The 17267-nt window shown below is 71.7% G+C and carries 17 protein-coding genes; 4 read left to right on the top strand and 13 right to left on the bottom strand.

From position 1 onward, the window contains the following. Window positions 1–1151: DNA recombination protein RmuC (locus VGW35_01100; GenBank protein HEV8306235.1), on the bottom strand; the 1151-nt coding region annotated here is incomplete at its 3' end. Beyond that, window positions 1106–1984 (bottom strand): TIGR02757 family protein, encoded by an 879-nt coding sequence (locus VGW35_01095; protein HEV8306234.1) that lies wholly within the window; start codon window positions 1982–1984, stop codon window positions 1106–1108. The genes VGW35_01095 and VGW35_01100, both read right to left, overlap by 46 nt. A gap of 73 nt (window positions 1985–2057) precedes the next feature. Between VGW35_01095 and VGW35_01090 the strand changes: the two genes are divergently transcribed. Next, window positions 2058–2867 (top strand): aspartate dehydrogenase, encoded by an 810-nt coding sequence (locus tag VGW35_01090; protein HEV8306233.1) that lies wholly within the window; start codon window positions 2058–2060, stop codon window positions 2865–2867. A 32-nt stretch (window positions 2868–2899) separates the two neighbouring features. Continuing rightward, window positions 2900–4336, top strand: a complete 1437-nt coding sequence (locus VGW35_01085; GenBank protein ID HEV8306232.1) for a flavin monoamine oxidase family protein — start codon at window positions 2900–2902, stop codon at window positions 4334–4336. Window positions 4337–4566: 230 nt separating this feature from the next. Here VGW35_01085 and trxB read toward each other — a convergent pair whose 3' ends face one another. From trxB to VGW35_01035, 10 genes are all read right to left on the bottom strand, one after another. Further along, entirely contained in the window at window positions 4567–5493 is a 927-nt protein-coding gene (trxB, locus tag VGW35_01080; protein ID HEV8306231.1) for a thioredoxin-disulfide reductase, read from the bottom strand. A 148-nt stretch (window positions 5494–5641) separates the two neighbouring features. Continuing rightward, complete coding sequence (locus VGW35_01075) at window positions 5642–5845, bottom strand: cold shock domain-containing protein (GenBank protein ID HEV8306230.1); 204 nt, start codon at window positions 5843–5845, stop codon at window positions 5642–5644. A gap of 158 nt (window positions 5846–6003) precedes the next feature. Beyond that, window positions 6004–6759, bottom strand: a complete 756-nt coding sequence (locus tag VGW35_01070) for an HAD family hydrolase (GenBank protein ID HEV8306229.1) — start codon at window positions 6757–6759, stop codon at window positions 6004–6006. A 67-nt stretch (window positions 6760–6826) separates the two neighbouring features. Further along, complete coding sequence (locus VGW35_01065; GenBank protein ID HEV8306228.1) at window positions 6827–7828, bottom strand: methionine synthase; 1002 nt, start codon at window positions 7826–7828, stop codon at window positions 6827–6829. 1 nt (window position 7829) lies between these two features. Beyond that, window positions 7830–8819 (bottom strand): hypothetical protein, encoded by a 990-nt coding sequence (locus tag VGW35_01060; GenBank protein HEV8306227.1) that lies wholly within the window; start codon window positions 8817–8819, stop codon window positions 7830–7832. Window positions 8820–8827: 8 nt separating this feature from the next. Continuing rightward, window positions 8828–9250, bottom strand: coding sequence for a DUF2203 domain-containing protein (locus VGW35_01055; protein ID HEV8306226.1), 423 nt, complete (start codon window positions 9248–9250; stop codon window positions 8828–8830). A gap of 103 nt (window positions 9251–9353) precedes the next feature. Continuing rightward, on the bottom strand, window positions 9354–9680 hold the full coding sequence (locus VGW35_01050; protein ID HEV8306225.1) for a cupin domain-containing protein: 327 nt from the start codon (window positions 9678–9680) through the stop codon (window positions 9354–9356). Between the two features lie 4 nt (window positions 9681–9684). Continuing rightward, on the bottom strand, window positions 9685–10992 hold the full coding sequence (locus tag VGW35_01045; protein ID HEV8306224.1) for a heterodisulfide reductase-related iron-sulfur binding cluster: 1308 nt from the start codon (window positions 10990–10992) through the stop codon (window positions 9685–9687). Window positions 10993–10994: 2 nt separating this feature from the next. Then, window positions 10995–12314, bottom strand: coding sequence for an FAD-binding oxidoreductase (locus VGW35_01040; GenBank protein ID HEV8306223.1), 1320 nt, complete (start codon window positions 12312–12314; stop codon window positions 10995–10997). Further along, window positions 12311–13768, bottom strand: a complete 1458-nt coding sequence (locus VGW35_01035) for an FAD-linked oxidase C-terminal domain-containing protein (GenBank protein ID HEV8306222.1) — start codon at window positions 13766–13768, stop codon at window positions 12311–12313. The genes VGW35_01040 and VGW35_01035 overlap by 4 nt, the downstream gene beginning before the upstream one ends. A 302-nt stretch (window positions 13769–14070) precedes the next feature. Here VGW35_01035 and VGW35_01030 point away from each other — a divergent pair, with 302 nt between their 5' ends. Continuing rightward, a complete protein-coding gene (locus VGW35_01030) occupies window positions 14071–15087 on the top strand; it encodes a D-cysteine desulfhydrase family protein (protein ID HEV8306221.1) in 1017 nt (338 codons plus the stop codon). 180 nt (window positions 15088–15267) lie between these two features. Then, entirely contained in the window at window positions 15268–16809 is a 1542-nt protein-coding gene (locus VGW35_01025; protein HEV8306220.1) for an AMP-binding protein, read from the top strand. A gap of 218 nt (window positions 16810–17027) precedes the next feature. Here the strand turns inward: VGW35_01025 and VGW35_01020 are convergent. Next, a partial coding sequence (locus tag VGW35_01020) for a hypothetical protein (protein ID HEV8306219.1) occupies window positions 17028–17267 on the bottom strand: 240 nt, incomplete at its 5' end.

The following is a 17267-nucleotide window of genomic DNA, read 5'->3' as shown; positions in this document are numbered from 1 at the left end:
GCCTCCTCGTATTTGTTCTTGGCGTTGGTGACGTGCTTGCCGAGGGTGTCGAAGTGCTCCCGGAAGCGCGTCAGGTCGCCGGTCAACCGGCCGAGGGTGGCCAGGATCTCCCGAGCGTTCTGCTCGACCCGCAACCCCTTGAGCCCGAGCAGGATCACCTGGAGGTAGGCGTAGAAGGAGTTCGGGGAGACGGGGATCACCCGGCGTGACAGCGCGTAGGCCAGGACGGAGTCGTCCCCTTCGTCCTCGTCCTTGACGACGACCTCGTAGTAGACGTTCTCGGCCGGGATGTACATCAGCGCGAAGTCGAAGGTCCCTTCGTCGGGCAGGATGTACTTCTTGGCGATCTCGTCCACGCGGTTCCGGACGTCGCGGACGAACCCCCGCCGCACCTGCCGGCGGCGGTCCTCCTGGGGCTCCTCCACCAGGCGCCGGAAGTTCTCGAGCGGGAACTTCGAGTCGACCGGGACCAGCCGGTCGCCGAGCACGATCACCGCGTCCACCTTGTCCCCGCCCCGGAAGGCGTGCTGCAGCCGGTAGGTCCCCCCGGGGAGGATCTCGCCGAGGGCGCGCTCGAGCAGGATCTCGCCGAGACCCCCGCGGATCTTCGGGGCCCGGAGGATCTGCTCGAGCCCGGCGATGTCGCGCCCGATCTCGGCCATCCGACGCGTCGCCTCGGTCAGGGTCCCGAGCTGTCCGTGCACCTGGCTCACCGCCGTCGCCGCCTGGTCGAGCCGGTGGCCGATCGCCGTCTGCGCCCCCTGGATGAGGGCCATGCCCTCCTGGAGCCGCCGGTTGACCTCGCCGGTGACCTGCTGGAGCTGGGTATTGACGGCCACCTGGACCTGGCCGAGCTGCTGGCCGACCTGGCCGCCGAACTGGCTGATCTCCTGCCGCACGGCGGTCAGCGCGCCCTCCTGTCCCTGGCGGGCTTCCGCCCGAACGGCCTCGATCTCGCGCTGGAGGAGCGTGGCGGCGGCGTCCGGGGTGGCCCGGGCCGTCTCCAGCTCGCGGACCCGCGTCGCCAGCGTGAACAGCGCCCAGGCGAGGACGCCTCCCACCGCGACGAGCAGCGCGACGCCGAGCAGGCCGATCGACTCCCCCATCAGCGCCAGTGCCGGCAGATCGGGCGCAGGCCGCAGTCTCCACACACAGGGGCCCGCCGTCCGAGGCAGTCGCCCCGCATCCGCGTGTGACAGAGGGCGAAGTCGTACTTGACCGGATCCCGGGGGTCGACCCGACGGAGGTTCCGTGTCACGTCCTCGGCCATCCGGCCCGTTCGGCTCCGGAGGCGCGTCAGGCGCAGCGCGTCGGCCATGTTGGCCACGTGCGTGTCGAGGGGGATCAGGAGCTTCGACGGCGAGACCTCCGGCCAGTCGCCGAAGTCGAAGCTGTCACATCGCACCATCCACCGGAGGAAGAGGTGCCAGCGCTTGCAGGCGCCGCCGTCGGCCGGAAGGGGAAAGAGATGACGGAACCCCCGGGTGAGCCGCCGCATTCCGACCGGCCGGAAGTCCTGCTCCCGGACCGCGCGGGCGAAGGCGTCGAGGGCAGGCCGGACGTCCGGGTCCGTCTCCGAGTAGCCGGCCAGGAACGCCTGGCGGAGCGAGCCGTGCCGGTGGAGAAGCCGTTGGATCGCCAGGAGCGCCGCCGCCAGGTCGATGCCCCGGTTGAATCGGTAGTGGAACGGAGTGAAGATCGACGCGTCGCGGGTGGGATTGAAGTTCATGGCGAAGGCGCGCGGCGACGCGCCCAGCCAGCCGAGCAGACGCTCGATCCAGGGGCCGAAGAGATCGACGCGACCGTACGCGAGGCTCGCGCTCAGGAGCGCGACGATCTCGCGGTCGAGGGGGTCGGCGTAGCGCCGGGGATACTGGATGGCGTCGCGGGCAAGCCGGCCGCGGTAGTCGAAGTCGCGATACAGCCGCTCCAGCGGACCGCGCATCAGCCTGGCGCGCGCCGGCGACATCCCGCGTGCCGTCATCGGGCCCTAGGATAGCACGCCGTCTTGATTTCCCGAAGGCGCGCTTGCTAGGATGACCGCGCATCGACGCGCAATGACTGGACGCGACCTGCGGATCGGGATGGTCGGGCTCGGCGCGATCGGCCGCGCCGTGTCGCGCGCGCTCGCCGACGGCCTTCGGGGGTGCTACCTGGCCGGCGCCACCAGCCGAGACGAGGCGCGCGGGAAGGCCTTCCTCGAGAGCCTGCCCGGCGCACCGCCGTACTTCTCGCTCCCGCGGCTCGTCGAGGAATCCGACCTCGTGGTCGAGGCCGCGTCCCAGGCCGCGTTGGCCGAGCTCGCCCCGCTCGTCCTCGAGGCCGGTCGCGACCTCCTGGTCCTCTCGGTGGGCGGTCTCCTCGATCACCCCGAGTGGCCGGCCCTGGCCGCCGCGCGAGGCGCCAGGATCCACGCGCCCTCGGCGGCCATCGCCGGGCTCGACGGCCTGAAGGGCGCCGCGGTCGCCGGCCACCTGGCCAGCGTCGTCATGGAAACGCGCAAGCCGCCTGGCGGCCTCGTGGGGGCTCCCGGCGTGGCCCACGTCGATCTCGACGGCCTCACCGCCGAAACCCTCGTCTTCGAGGGCCCGGCGCGGGAGGCGTGCCGCGCCTTTCCAGCCAACGTCAACGTGGTGGCTGCCGTCTCGCTGGCCGGTCTGGGTCCCGACGCCACGCGGATCCGAGTCTACGCGGTCCCGGGACTCGGCCGGAACCGCCACACCGTGATGGCGGAAGGCGCCTTCGGTCGGCTCCGCGTCGAGATCGAGAACGTGCCGTCCGAGAACCCACGCACCGGGAAGCTGTCCTACCTCTCGACCATCGCCTACCTGGGCGCGCTCGGGAGCCCGCTCCGCATCGGCACCTGACCGGGTCGCCCGCCGCGCCTCTGAACGATTCCGTGTCCGCGTCTCCGCCGTCGCCGCAGGCGGTCGTCCCCCTGCTCGAGGTCGCCCGCTCGGGCCTCCCCCGGCGCGACGGCCCGCCCCGGAAGGTCGTCATCGTCGGCGCCGGCATGGCCGGCCTGGTCGCCGCCTGGGAGCTCCGGCGAGCCGGGCACACTCCCGTCGTCCTGGAGGCCCGGGCGCGGGTGGGCGGACGGATCTACACGCTCCGGGAGCCCTTCACCCACGGCCTCTACGCCGAGGTCGGAGCGATGCGCATCCCGCGGAGTCACCACCTGACGCTGGCCTACTGCGAGCGCTTCGGACTCGAGCTCGCCCCGTTCACGATGGGCAACCCGAATGCCTTCGTCTACCTGCAGGGCCGCCGGCTCCGGGCCAGCGAGGTCCAGGCCGAGCCGGCGCTCCTGCCCTTCGAGCTGGCTTCCCACGAGCGCGGCCGAACGCTGGATGCCCTGTGGGCGGAGGCGATCGCCGAGTGCGTCGAGGCCCTGACCCGGGAGGGCGAGGCGGCCTGGGCGGCCATCGTCGGGCGCTACGACGAGTTTTCGACCCGCGAGTTCCTGGAGTCCCGGGGCTGGTCGGAGGGCGCCATCGAGGCCTTCGGCCTCTTCTCCTTCCAGGAAGCCCTGATGAACTCCGCGTTCCTCGAGCTCCTGCGGGAGGAGGTCAGCCACTGCTACACCGACCTCGTGGAGATCGCGGGCGGCATGGACCGTCTGCCGTCCGCCTTCCTCCCCGATCTTCGGCGCCACATCCGGTTCGGCGCCCGCGTGATCGCCCTCGACCAGAGCGACACGGGCGTGGCCGTTCACTATCAGACGGCGGCGGGTCGCTTCACCGAGACCGGTGACTACGCGATCGTGACGGTCCCCTTCCCGGTTCTCCGGCACATCGAAGTGCTCAAGCCGTTCTCCCCGGCCAAGCAGCGCGCCATCCGGCAGCTCCACTACGACGCCTCCGCCAAGATTCTCTTCCAGTGTCGCCGCCGGTTCTGGGAGGATGACGACGGGATCTTCGGTGGGGGCACGGTGAGCGATCTTCCCATCCGGGCCACCTACTACCCCGACCACGGACGGGATACCGGGCGCGGGGTGCTCCTGGCCAGCTACACCTGGTCGGAGGACGCCCAGCGCTGGGGGTCCCTTCCGCCGGCCGAGCGGATCACCCAGGCGCTCGAGAACCTGGCGCTGATCCACCCGCAGATCGCCCGGGACTTCGAGGCAGGCGCCTCCTACATGTGGCACGACGACGAGTTCGCCGGCGGCGCCTTCGCCCTCTTCGATCCCGGCCAGCAGACGCGCCTCTATCAGACGATCATCGCGCCCGAGGGGCGGATCTGGCTCGCCGGCGAGCACGCCTCGCTCGCCCACGCGTGGATCCAGGGGGCGATCGAGTCGGGCCTCCGGGCGGCCGCCGGGATTCACGCCCTCTGAGGTCAGTCGGAGGGGTGTCGGAACGTGAGGGAGCGCGAGAGCGCCCCCCGAGAGGTTTGCGGAGAGCGATCGAGGGGGTGCCGGCCCCCCTCCAGAGATCAGGAGTGCCTCGGAGTAACCCGGCGCCGACCACCGAGCGCGTGGTGCATCGAGGAGTGCTCCGAGCGGCGGCTGTGCCGCCGCAACCGAGGGGGGGCATCGGGGGGGTCTTCCGAGACCCCCCCGAGGGACTAGTGTGCCTCGGCTTCCAGGAAGCGCTCGGCGTCGATGGCGGCCATGCAGCCGGTGCCGGCCGCGGTCACCGCCTGGCGATAGACGTGGTCGGCCACGTCCCCGCCGGCGAACACGCCGGGCACGCTGGTCCGGGTCGAGCCGGGCTGGGTCACGATGTAGCCGCCGGGGTCCAGCTCGAGCTGGCCGGCGAAGAGCTGGGTGTTCGGCGTGTGACCGATGGCGACGAACACGCCGCCGACCGGCATCTCGCTGAGCTCGCCGGTCTTGAGGTTGCGGAGGCTGACCCCGGTCACCTTTCCCTGGTCGGCGTCGTGGATGTCGTCCACCGTGCTGTTCCAGATCCAGGCGATCTTCTTGTTGCGCCGCGCCCGATCCTGCATGATCTTCGACGCTCGCAGCGTGTCCCGCCGGTGGACCACCGTGACCTTGTCGGCGAACTTGGTGAGAAAGTTCGCCTCCTCCATCGCCGAGTCGCCGCCCCCCACCACGGCCAGATCCTGCCCCTTGAAGAAGAAGCCGTCGCAGGTGGCGCAGGTCGACAGGCCCCGGCCGAGGAGCTTCTTCTCGGCCGGCAGTCCCAGCATCTTGGCGGAGGCGCCGGTCGCGATGATCAGCGTCAGGGACCGGTAGGTCTGCTCGGCGGTCTTCACGATGAAGGGCCGGTGCGTCAGGTCCACGCCGATCGCATCGTCGTCGATCATCTTCGCCCCGAAGCGCTCGGCCTGACGGCGCATCACGTCCATGAGGTCCGGCCCCAGGATGGCCTGCTCGAAGCCCGGGTAGTTCTCGACGTCGGTCGTCAGCATGAGCTGGCCCCCCGGCTGACTTCCGGCCAGCACGACCGGCGACAGGTTCGCGCGCCCGGTGTAGATGGCCGCGGTCAGCCCGGCGGGGCCGGAGCCCAGTATGACGACCTTGTGGATCTCGCTCACGCTCGTCCTCGCCGGCGGCGCCCTCGATTATATCAGACGTCCTGCGCCCCCTCGGGGATGCAGGACGCCCGGAGCGCGCCCCGAAAAAGAAAAACGGCCCCGGAGGGAACCCTCCGGGGCCGTTCCGCTCACGTGACCGCTACTTCTTGGTCACGTTGGCCGCTTGCTTCCCCTTCGGCCCCTCCACGACGTCGAACTCCACCGCCTGGCCTTCGGCCAGCGTGCGGAAGCCCGAGCCCTGGATGGCGGAGTAATGGACGAAGACGTCCTCTCCGCCCGGGCGCTCGATGAAGCCGTACCCCTTGGCCTCGTTGAACCATTTGACCACTCCGCTTTCGCGCATTCCGTCGGTCTCCTTCCGTGAGGCTAGGGGCGAGCGGCCAACAAAAAACCGCAAGGGCAATCCGATTTCAGCCCTTGCGGCGGGATCGACGTCGATCTCCTGACAAGCAGCCTGCCCCGTCAATCGGCCACTAAGGCTACCGGAAGCCCGTACGCTCGTCAAGCGGTTTTTTCCAGGATCGCGCGGAGGTCGGCCAGGCGGCCCAGCACGAAATCGGGCTCCGGCGCCTCCGCCGGAGGCGGCGTTCCCGCCGGGTTGAACCAGGCGGCGTCCATCCCCACGCCCTTGGCTCCTGCGACGTCGATCTCCGGCCGGTCGCCGATGAACAGGCACTCGCGCGGGCCGACGCCGAGACGGTCGAAGGCCACCTGGAAGATGGCCGGACTCGGCTTGCGCCAGCCGACCGAGTCCGACACGACCACGGCGTCGAACCGGTCGAGGATCCCGCCCTCGGCCAGGATGCGCTGCACCGTGGGCGTGTAGTCGAAGTTCGACACGAGCCCGAGGCGGTAGCGGCCGGCCAGCCAGTCGAGGAGCTCGGGCCGGCCCGGCAGCGGCTCGGCGGCCCCGGCCAGACAGGTCATGTGGAGGGTGATGAGCTGCTCGGAGACCGCCGCGGGCACCGTCGCCGGATCGATTCCGAGCCGCGCGTAGCAGAAGCCGAGCCGCGCCAGGGCCGGGATCTCGCGGTGGTCGAGCTCACGCCGCCGCTCGGCCTCACGGTAGCTGCCCATGAAGGCGTCGTAGAACGCCTCGATGCTGATTCCGGGCAGCGCCACCGCGACGGCGGGATAGAGGCACGCCACCGAGGTGTGGACCTCTCGCCCGTCGATCCGCGCCACCGGGAGCCGGTCGCGGTCGAACCGGACCAGCGTGTCGAAGAGGTCGAACAGGACCGTCGAGTAGCGAGGCATCGACCTCCCGGCGCTGGCGCCCGTCTCGGTTCCGGGGAGCGGGCCGGCAAGGCCCCCTCCGGGGATCTCAGCCGAGCGCGCCCCGGACCTCCCGCACCGCCGCCAGCATCGCGGACAGCTTTCCCCGGGTCTCGTCCACCGTCCGTGTCTTCAGGCCACAGTCGGGATCCACCCAGATCCGCTCTTTGGGCAGGACACCGACCCCGCGTCTGATGCGCGCCTTGACCTCGTCCGGCGACTCGACCGTGTGGCGGTGGACGTCGAGGACGCCGAGAGAGAGGTCCTTGGTGAAGGGGTCCTTCTCGAACATCGCCAGCAGGTCGAGCGCGCTGTGCGAGATGGCGAGATCGAGGTTGTCCACCGGGAGGTCGAGCAGCCCCGGGTAGATCGTCTCGAACGCCCCGAAGCAGGCGTGGACGATGTAGTAGGCCGGCAGGCCGTCGACGACGAGGTGCATGGCCTCCACGGCGAACGGCAGCTCTTCGGGGCGGACCGAGAGGGCGGGCTCGTCGATCTGGACGATCTTGACGCCGGCCGCGAGGAGCACCTCCAGCTCCTTGCGTACCTCGCGCGCCAGCGCCAGGCAGGCCGCCTTCCGGTTCGGGTAATGGTCGTCGAACGACCAGTCCATGATCGTGTAGGGGCCGGTCAGCATCCCCTTCACGGGCCGGTCAGTGAGCGACTGCGTCCACCGCCACCAGTCGACCGTGATGGGACCGCGCCACGCGACCGGGCCGACGATGACCGGCTTGTGGTAGTAACGGTTGCCGTATGACCGGACGAGACCGCCCCGCGCGAACCCGCCCAGCGTCTCGGCGAAATACGCGACCATGTCACCCCGGTACTGCTCGCCATCGACCAGGACGTCGATCCCCAGCTCCTCTTGCGTGCGGACCCAGAACTCGGTGGCCTGTCGCTCCAGGCGGTCGAGCTCCGCGCGGGTGATCGCGTTGCGGGTCGCCTTGGCCCGGGCCTCCGTGAGATAGGGCGGCTTGGGGAAGCTGCCGACCGTGGAGGTCGGCAGGAGCGGCAGCTCGAGGCCGAGGGCGCGAAGCTTGGCGCGGCTCATCTCAGGCTCCTTTCGGCCCCGTGTACTCGCGAGCCAGACGAACCATCGTCTCCAGCTTGGTCCGGGCGCGATCCCGGGGAAGGAACTCGAGGCCGCAGGAGGGGTTGAGGTAGGCGGTGCCCCGGAGGTGGGGCAGCACGCGATCGAGCGCCGGGTACACGGCGTCCTTGGTCTCGAGCTTGGTGTTGCGCCCGTCGATCAGCCCGAGCCCGAGCGCCTTGCCGGTGCCGGCCTCGCCGATCCGCTCGGCGAGCTTCGGGCTGTAGGTGAAGTCGAAGCCCAGCACGTCCACCGGCAGCTCCTGCAGGTCGTCGTAGAGCGGCACCGCGTCCCCGAAGTAGGTGTAGCAGGCGAGCCGGGCTCGCCCGCGGGCCGCCGCCAGCATGCCGAAGGCCCGGCGCACGACGTCGAGGTCCTCGGGGTGCTGGAGCAGGAACGGCTCGTCGATCTGGATCAGCGTCGCGCCGGCCTCGGCCAGCTCCGCCACCTCCTGGGCCAGGACGTCCGCATAGGCGAGAGCGAGCGAGGCCCGGTCCCGGTAGCCGCCCTCGAGGACGGACGCTTGGGCCAGACTGTACGGCCCCGTCATGACGGGCTTGATCGGATGGGGAGCCGCGGACGATCGGGCCACCTCGAACTCCCGGCGGAGGAGCGGCTGGCGTCTCGACACCGGCCCCGATACCACCGGCTGCCGGAAGTAGAAGTTCGTGTCGAAGTAGCGCAGGAGGCCGTTGATCGCGATGTTGGCGAGCGGCCGGGCCAGGTGCGAGATCGGGTCGTACCAGCGTACGTGGCCATCGGTCGGGAGCTCGATGCCCGCCTGGAGCTGCTCGATCACGACCTCGCGGGTGACCTCGTCCTCGACCGCCTGCCACTGCGTGTCCGAGATCTCGCCCCGTTCACGCTGGCCGTAGGCCCGGCGGTGTCGCTGCGTCTCGGGCGTATCGCCGATCCGCGGGTACGAGCCGGTGTTCGCCAAGAGGAGCTGCATTCCGCCTCCTATCCTTCGCTCGGGAGCGGCTTCCGCCCGGCATAGCCTTCGTCGAGGCCGTGCCAGAAGCGGATCCGCTCCTCCCCGAGGCGCCAGCAGAGGTTCACCTCGCGCTCGTCGATGAGGGCCGGAAAATCCACCAGCCCCAGCTCGAGGTCCTTCGGGACCGCCCCCATCTTCAGGATCTCCCCGATCCTTTCCTGTAGCTCCGCGGTCACCCGCGCGAGCTCGGTCTTCCGCGACCGCCAGAACTCCGGATCGAGCCGAGCACCGCCCGACAGCATCACCTGCCGCTGCGCCTCCTGGAGGGCGCCGCGGAGCTGGCCCGTCACGGCGTGACACTCCTTGATCCGGCCCATGAGCGCCTGAAGGCGCGGGATCAGCCGTTCGGCCCCCTCCCGCGTGAAGTAGCGCTTGGACTCCTCCGGCATACCGATCTTACCGCGACTGGCCCTTCACCGGGCCGTCTGGCTCAGCCCGCTGCGTCCCGTCGTCTCCGCACGCCACGTCCCGCATTGATTCCCTCGTGGGCTCTCAGGCGTGCTCGGGGGGCGGAACCACCAGGACCAGCGCGACGAGCGGCGTGTCCCCCGGGTTCGCGAGGCCGTGCTCGACCCCGGCCGGCGCCAGCACCAGCACGCCCGGCTCGAGCCACTGCTCCTCGCTCCCGATCCGGATGCGCCCGACGCCCTCGACTCCGAGGTAGAGCTTGTCCTGGTCGGGATGACTGTGGGCGGGCTGCGACTGGCCCGGCTTGAGGCAGTAGAGATCGACCTGGCAGCGCGCGGTCCCGGCCAGGCGCTGCCGGGCCATCTTGCCCTCCTGGAAGGCCACGCGGTCGCGCAGCCGGATCCGCTCCACGTTCCTAGGTCCCGCGGCTCGAGGGCGGCAGGCCCTCGACCGACCAGGCGAGAAGCTCGACCGGATGGTGGGCACGAATCGGGAGACCGCGCTCGGCCAGCCCCATGCGGAGCTGGAGCAGGCAGCCGGGGTTCCCGCTCGCCACGATCTCGGCACCGGTCTCGGCGATTCGATCGAGTTTTCGTCGGAGGAGCTCCCCGGCGATCGCCGGCTCGAGAAGGTTGTACACGCCGGCCGACCCGCAGCAGAGGTCCGCGTCCCGGAGCTCCACCAGGGTCAGTCCGGGGATCGCCTTCAGCAGCGCCCGGGGCGCCTCGCGCACCCGCTGGCCATGAGCGAGGTGGCACGGCTCGTGGTAGGTGACGGTGAGCGGGAGCGGATGCTGCGGCTCCGGCAGCGCGCTCGCCAGGAGCTCGGACACATCCCGCACGCGAGCCGCGAGGTCGGCCGCGCTCGAATCGTCGGCCAGCAGATGCCCGTAGTCGCGGAGCGCGGTCCCGCAGCCGGCGGCGTTGGTGACGACCCAGTCGACGCCGGCAAAGGCGGCGAGGTTCAGCCGAGCGAGCCGGCGGGCGCCCTCGCGGTCGCCCCAGTGGAGGTGGAGCGCTCCACAGCAGCCCTGGCCCGACGGCGTCACCACCGTGTAACCGGCCCGGGTGAGCAGTCGCTCGGTCGCCCGGTTCACCTCGGGGAACAGGAGGGCCTGGACGCAGCCCTCCAGGAGCGCCACGGTTCCTCGGGAGGCGCCTTGGCCCTGGCGCGGGGCGGCCCGGCCGCCGCTCGGGACCGCGGTCAGCGGGGGGAGGAGGCGCTCCATCGCCGCGAGTCGCGGGAACGCGCGATGGAAGCCGGCCGCTCGGACGAGGCGCTGGACCCCGGAGCGCTGGTAGAGCCGCAGCACACGAAGCGCCGTGCCGAGGCGCCGGCGGTGGGGGAAGGTGCCGAGGATCAGCCGTCCGAGCAACCGGCGCGAGAGCGGGCGCGGCACCCGGCGCTCGAGCTGCCCGCGCACCTCTTCGAGCAGCCGCCCGAACGGAACCCCCGACGGGCACGCGGTCTCGCAGGCGCGACAGCCGAGGCAGCGGTCCATGTGGGTGACGAAGTTCTCGGTGAGCCCGATGCGTCCTTCCCCCGCGGCGCGCATCAGATAGAGACGGCCGCGCGGAGAGTCCATCTCCTGGCCGAGGACGCGGTAGGTCGGACACTGGGGCAGGCAGATCCCGCAGTGGACGCAATCGAGGATGCCCTCCCAGTCCGGCGGGTCCTGGGCGTCGAAGGCTCCGAGCGGACGCGTGCCGACCGGCCCTCCCACCCCTAGATTCCTCCCACGAAGCGGCCCGGGTTCAGCATGTTCTGCGGATCCAGCTCGGCCTTGAGCCCGCGCATCGCCGCCAGCGCCGGCCCCACATCGCCCCACACGTCGAGCGCGGCCTTCACGGCCGCCGGCCCGTGCTCGACGACGCACGTCCCCTCGAGCGGCGCCAGACTCGCCCGGACTCGACCGAGGAGCGCCCCGGCCTCCTCGAGACCGCGGCCCGCCAGCACGACGTGGAGCACGCCATTGGCGAGCTCGGCCGAGGCGCGACGGCTCATCCCGTCGACCGCCGCCTCCACCGCCCGGAGCGCCTTCACGACGTCTGTCGTTCGGACACCGATCCGCAGCACGAGGGTGGGCTCGGGCGGGCTCCCCCACGCGGCATCGCTGACTCGCCTCCACCACGCTTCCGGCTCCGCCAGGGGAAGCGCCGTCGCGCCGCCACTCCGGCAGATCGTGGCGACACGCTCGCCCTGGGCGCGTGCCCCATCAGGCACGCTGCCGATCGTCACCGCGAGCGCGGCCGGTGGCGTCGCCGCGTGCCCCGTGAGACCCAGCGTCGCCCGGTCCACGAAGGTGAGTCGGCTCACGACGAGTGGCGCGTCGAGGATGCCGAGGGCGGCATCCAGGAGCGCCTCGGGACCCGGAAACCCGTAGAGCCAGCTCCGTTCCTCGGCCGGCGCCGGGTGGAGGCGCAGGTGGGCCGAGACGACGACGCCGAGGGTGCCGAGGGCGCCGACCTGGAGCTTCGGCATGTCATAGCCGGTGGCGTTCTTCACGACCCGGCCCCCTCCCGTCACGAGGGTGCCGTCGGCCTGGGCGACGGTCACGCCCAGCAGGAGATCGCGGATCGTCCCGTAGCGCGCCCGGTAGGGGCCGGTCGCGGCCGTGGCGACGATGCCCCCGACCGTCGACCCCGCGGCGCGCGCCGGGTCGAGCGGAAGGAGCTGGCGATAGGGTCCGATGTGCGCGTTCACCGCGCCGAGCGTGACACCGGCCTCGACCGACATCGTCAGGTCGGCCGGCTCGTGCGCGAGGATCCGGTCGAGCCGACGGAGGGACACCACGAGGTCCAGGGCCCGCGGGGTGCCTCCCCAGTGCCGCCGCGTCCCCTGCCCGGTCGGCGCCACCGCGAGGCCCTCGGCCGCAGCGAGGGCCAGGCAACGGCTCACCTCGTCCGCGCTCCCCGGAAAGGCGACCCAGCGCGGGGCGCGCCCCTCGATCGCGAAGGCGCCCGCGGCCTCGCCGGCCAGCACCTGGGCGCCCCCGACCACCGCGCCGAGCGCCGCGCCGACGTCGCGCGACGCCCGCCCGGTCACACCCACATCCCCTCCGGCACCGGCTTCCCGGCGCCGACCCGGGGAACCTCCGGGCAGGCGGCGCCGGATGGGAAGACCTTTTCGGGGTTCATGAGGAGACGCGGGTCGAAGACTCGCCGGACGGCGGCCATCGCGGCCAGGTCATCGGCGTTGAACAGGCGCGCGAGCTTCTGGGCCTTGTCCATTCCCACGCCGTGCTCGCCCGTCACCGTGCCGCCCACCGCGATGCACGCATCCAGGATGGCCTCGCTGGCGGCCAGGGCCGCGTCGAACTGCCCCGACACTCGCTCGTCGTAGCAGATCATCGGGTGGAGGTTCCCGTCTCCGGCGTGAAAGACGTTGGCCACCATGACCCCGTGGCTCTGGGCGATCGCCTGCACCTGGGCCATGATCTCGGGAAGTTTCGAGCGGGGCACGACGGCGTCCTGGAGGACATAGTTGTGGGTGATCCGGCCGAAGGCGCCGGCCGCCTCCTTGCGCCCCTTCCACAGGAGGGCCCGCTCCTTGTCGTCGGCGGCGACACGCAGCGACAGGGCGCCCCGGGCCTGGCAGATCCGAGCCACGGCCTCGGCCTGAACCTCGACCTCCGCCGCCGGCCCGTCGAGCTCGATCAGCAGCACGGCTTTGGCATCGGTGGGATAGCCGGCCTTGATCCCCGCCTCCACCGCCCGGATGACCGGCTCGTCCATGGCCTCGAGCGCCGCCGGGATGATGCCCTCCGCGATGATGGCCGACACCGCCTGCGAGGCCACCTCGATCGAGGCGAAGGTCGCCAGCGCCGTCTTCACGGCCTCGCCGGCGCGCGTGAGGCGCACGGCCACCTTGGTGATGACACCGAGCGTCCCCTCGGAGCCGACCACGACTCCGGTCAGGTCGTAGCCCGGGCGCTCGCGGACCGGCCCACCGAGCCACAGGAGCTCGCCGCGGCCCGTCACCAGCTCGAGCCCGAGGACGTGGTTCACGGTGCTGCCGTACTTGAGGGCGTGGGGGCCGCCGGCATTGGTGGCCGCGTTCCCGCCGATCGAGGAGACCATCTGGCTCGAGGGGTCGGGGGCGAAGAAGTAGCCTCGCCCTTCCACCATACGGGTGAGCCCCAGGTTGATGACCCCCGGCTCCACCACCGCGTGGCGGTTGGCCAGGTCCACCTCGAGGACACGGTCCATCCGATTCACGCCGATCATCACGCCGCCGCGCGGCGCCATGGCGCCGCCGATGAGACCCGTGCCCGACCCCCGCGGCACGATGGGCACGCCGGCGTCGAGGACGAGGCGGACGACGGCCAGTACCTCGGCCACGCTCCGGGGGAGCACCACGACGTCGGGCACTCCCTTGTAGTAGACGAGCATGTCGCACTCGTAGACCAGGCAGTCGTCGGGAGCCGCGATGACGCCGTCCCGGCCGACGACCTCCCGGAGCGCGTCAACGAGTCGGGGCTGGATCTTCGTCGCGCTCATGGGTGCTCCGAAAGCACGCTTGCCGGTCCCGGCCGGGACCGGCAAGCGGACAGCATGACCTTCTCCCAGGGGGCTGGGCCCACCCTGGGGACCCTGTCTGGCTGTGGGAGTGATCGCGCGCCAGCGCCTCCCGGGGGAGGGTCTGGGAGGAGGCCCCGACGGGCGAAGCCCGCCCGATCAATGGCCCCCTCCCATGATCTAGCGGCCCTGGCCGTTCCCCCCGAGTCCCCCGGGTCCGGGTGCGTCATCCGGACCCGGCGTTTTTTTGGCCGTCGAGGCCGGCGTGCTATAGTCGACGGAGCATGATGGCGCGCCTGCCGGACCGCTTCCGCCTCACCTACGGCCCGACTCCCATCGAGCCGCTTCCGCGCCTCAGCGAGCGGCTCGGGGTCGAGCTCTACGTCAAGCGCGACGACCTCACGGGCTTCGCCGAGAGCGGCAACAAGATCCGGAAGCTCGAGTTCCTCGTCCGCGAGGCGCTCGATCAGGGCGCCGACACCCTCATCACCGTGGGGGCGCTCCAGTCGAACTGCTGCCGGGCCGCCGCCGCGATCGCGGCCAGGCTCGGCCTCCGGTGCGTCCTCGGCCTGCGGGGTGAGCGCCCATCGGTCGCCGACGGCAACTTGCTCCTGGCGCGTCTCTTCGGGGCCACCGCCGTCTTCGTCCCGCCGGAGGACGTCGATCGGCCGGATGCCCTCTTCGCCCGGCTGAGCGAGCAGGTACGACGTGACGGCGGCCGCCCCTACCTGATCCCGGAGTCGGGCTCGAACGAGCTCGGCGTGCTGGGGTATGCCGCGCTGATCGAGGAGCTCAAGGCGCAGATCGCGGCGGGCGCTCCGGCGCCGGACGCCATCGTGATCGCGGCCTGGAGCGGCGGAAGCCTGGCCGGCCTCTATCTGGGCCAGGCGCTCTTCGGACTCGGCGCGGAGATCTGGGGGGTCCCGGTGTCGTTCGACGCCGAGGCGATCCGCGACTACGTCTGGACGACCGTGCGGAAGGCGGGCTCCCGGTTCGGGTTCGAGGTCGGCCTCGACCGCGACCAGATCCGCCTGCTCGACGGCTACCAGGGGCTCGGACGCGCCACGGTGCGCCCGGAGGAGCTCCGGGTCGTGGCCGAGGCCGCCCGCGAGGCGGGGCTCCTGCTCGACCCCGTGTACACCGCGAAGGCGTTTCTCGCGCTCACCGACGAGGCGCGGCGCCCGGGGAACCGCCTCGGCCGCCGCGTGCTCTTCCTCCACACGGGCGGCGGCTTCGGCGTCTTCCCCTTCCGGGACGCGTTCTCACGCCTCCTCGACGGCGAGTCGCCCGGAGGGACGTAGTCCGCCGCGCTGGTGACGGGTAGGCCCGGCTCTCCCTGGTTCGGATTCCTGGTCGTCGCCGCCGGGCTCACCCCCCTCGGTGCCGCGCTCTTCGGGTTTCCTCCGATACACGCGTAGCCTCCCCGGGCGCGTCGTGCCGGGCGGTTGGCGGCCCGCCTCGCCGGCCGGTACCATAGCCCCGTGCTGCCGCTCACCATCCCGGAGGCCTTTGCCGCCGTCGCCGAGCGCCGGCCCGCGCACCCTTTTCTGGTTTTCGGGCAGACCGTCGTCTCCTATGCCGACGCCCGGGCCGAGATCGGCCGCGTGGCGGGAGGGCTCGCGCGGCTCGGGGTGGGCGCCGGCGACCGAGTCGCCTGCTATCTCCGGAACTGCCCCGAGTTCCTCTGGACGTGGTTCGCGGTCAACGCCCTCGGCGCCGCGCTCGTCCCCATCAACACGGCCTTTCGGGCCGAGGAGGCCGCCTACCCGGTCGAGCACGCCGGGGCGCGGTGGCTCGTCACCGGGGCCGACGGGTTCGAGGTGGCCCGGGAGGTCTATCGCCGGAGCGCGACGGTCACGGAGCTGATCGTGGTCGGCTCCGGCCCCTGGGACCGCGGCATCGCGTTCGCCGACCTGGCCGACGAGACGCCGCTCCCGCTCGAGGGGCGGGCGACTCCCGAAAGGATCGCGACCTTCATCTACACCTCGGGCACGACGGGGCGGCCCAAGGGCGTGCTGCAGCCCCACCGGAACTACGTGCTGACCGGCGAGGGATTCCGCGCGTGGCTCGACCTCGGGCCGACGGATCGCCTGATGACCCCGCTGCCGCTCTTCCACATCAACGCTCAGGCCTACTCGACCATGGGCGCCCTCGCGGCCGGCGCCACTCTGGTGCTGCTCGAGCGCTTCAGCGCCTCGGGGTTCTGGGACGACGCCCGGCACTTCGGGGCGACCCAGGCGAACGTCATCGGCTCCATGCTGGCGCTGCTGGCCAAGGCCCCGCCCGGGTCCCAGGACCGGGCTCACGGGCTCCGCCTCCTCTACGGCGCGCCGGTGCCCCGTGACCTCTTCGAGCCCTTCGAGGAGCGGTTCGGGGTGACCCTGCTCGAGGGCTATGGCCTCTCCGAGTGCACCTTCGGCACCATCCTGCCGCTCCACGGCCGGCGCAAGCCCGGCAGCATGGGGCTGCCGCGGGAGCTGCCGGCGCGGGGGATCCGGAACGAGATGAAAGTCGTCGCCGCCGACGGCCGGGAGTGCGGACCGGGCGACGTCGGCGAGATCGTGATCCGGAACGCGGTCATGATGGCGGGCTATCACGCCGATCCAGCGGCGACCGCCGGAGCCCTCCGCGAGGGCTGGCTCTGGACCGGGGACTGGGGCTACCGCGACGTCGACGGCTACTTCTATTTCGTGGATCGCCGGAAGGACGTGATCCGTCGTCGAGGGGAGAACATCGCCTCGGGCGAGGTCGAGGCGGTGCTCGACGCGCACCCGGGCGTCCTCGAGTCGGCGGTGGTCGGCGTGCCCTCCGAGCTCTCGGAGGACGATGTCGTGGCCGTCGTCGTGCGCTGCCCCGGCGCGGCGCCGACGGCGGACGAGCTTCAGGCCTGGTGCGCCGAGCGCCTCGCCCGCTTCAAGGTGCCCGCCCGGGTCCTCTTCGCCGACGCGCTGCCCAAGACCCCGACCGCGAAGGTCCAGAAGGACCGGCTGCGGGCCGAGCTCGCGAGCCCGCCCCAATCGTAGGCGGACTGTATCCAGTCAGATACGGGTGGTCGAGCTTGTGAAACTTTTCTGCTTGACGTGCGGCCCGGGCACCATAAATACAACAAGCGAGTCCGGGGGAAATGGGTGTGCCGCCAGGAGCTGCGCCTCGGCTGCTTCTGCGTGAGGGAATTCTAGGGCCGAGCGACGCGAGCTCGGCGGCTTCCGGCCCGGATCCAGCGTCGCGGGCCCCGGCGAACTCAGCGCAGCGCCCGCTCCATCTCGACGAGATGCTCGGCCCGGTGGCGATGGCGCTCCAGGTTGAACGGGTTGTCGGCCGCGACGACGGCCTCGAGGATGGAGTCGGGCAGGGCCGCGATCCGGCGGTCCACCATCTCCGCGGCCCGGACCACCAGCTGGGCCGCCGCCCGCGGGGGAATCGACTGCGCCAGCGCGTGGACCGTGTCGTTCACCACGTCCACGTCGACGGGCGACGGGCG

It is taken from the genome of Candidatus Methylomirabilota bacterium, assembly GCA_036005065.1.
Classification (GTDB): Bacteria; Methylomirabilota; Methylomirabilia; order Rokubacteriales; family DASRDR01; genus DASYQW01.
This window is presented reverse-complemented; position numbering and strand designations above follow the sequence as displayed.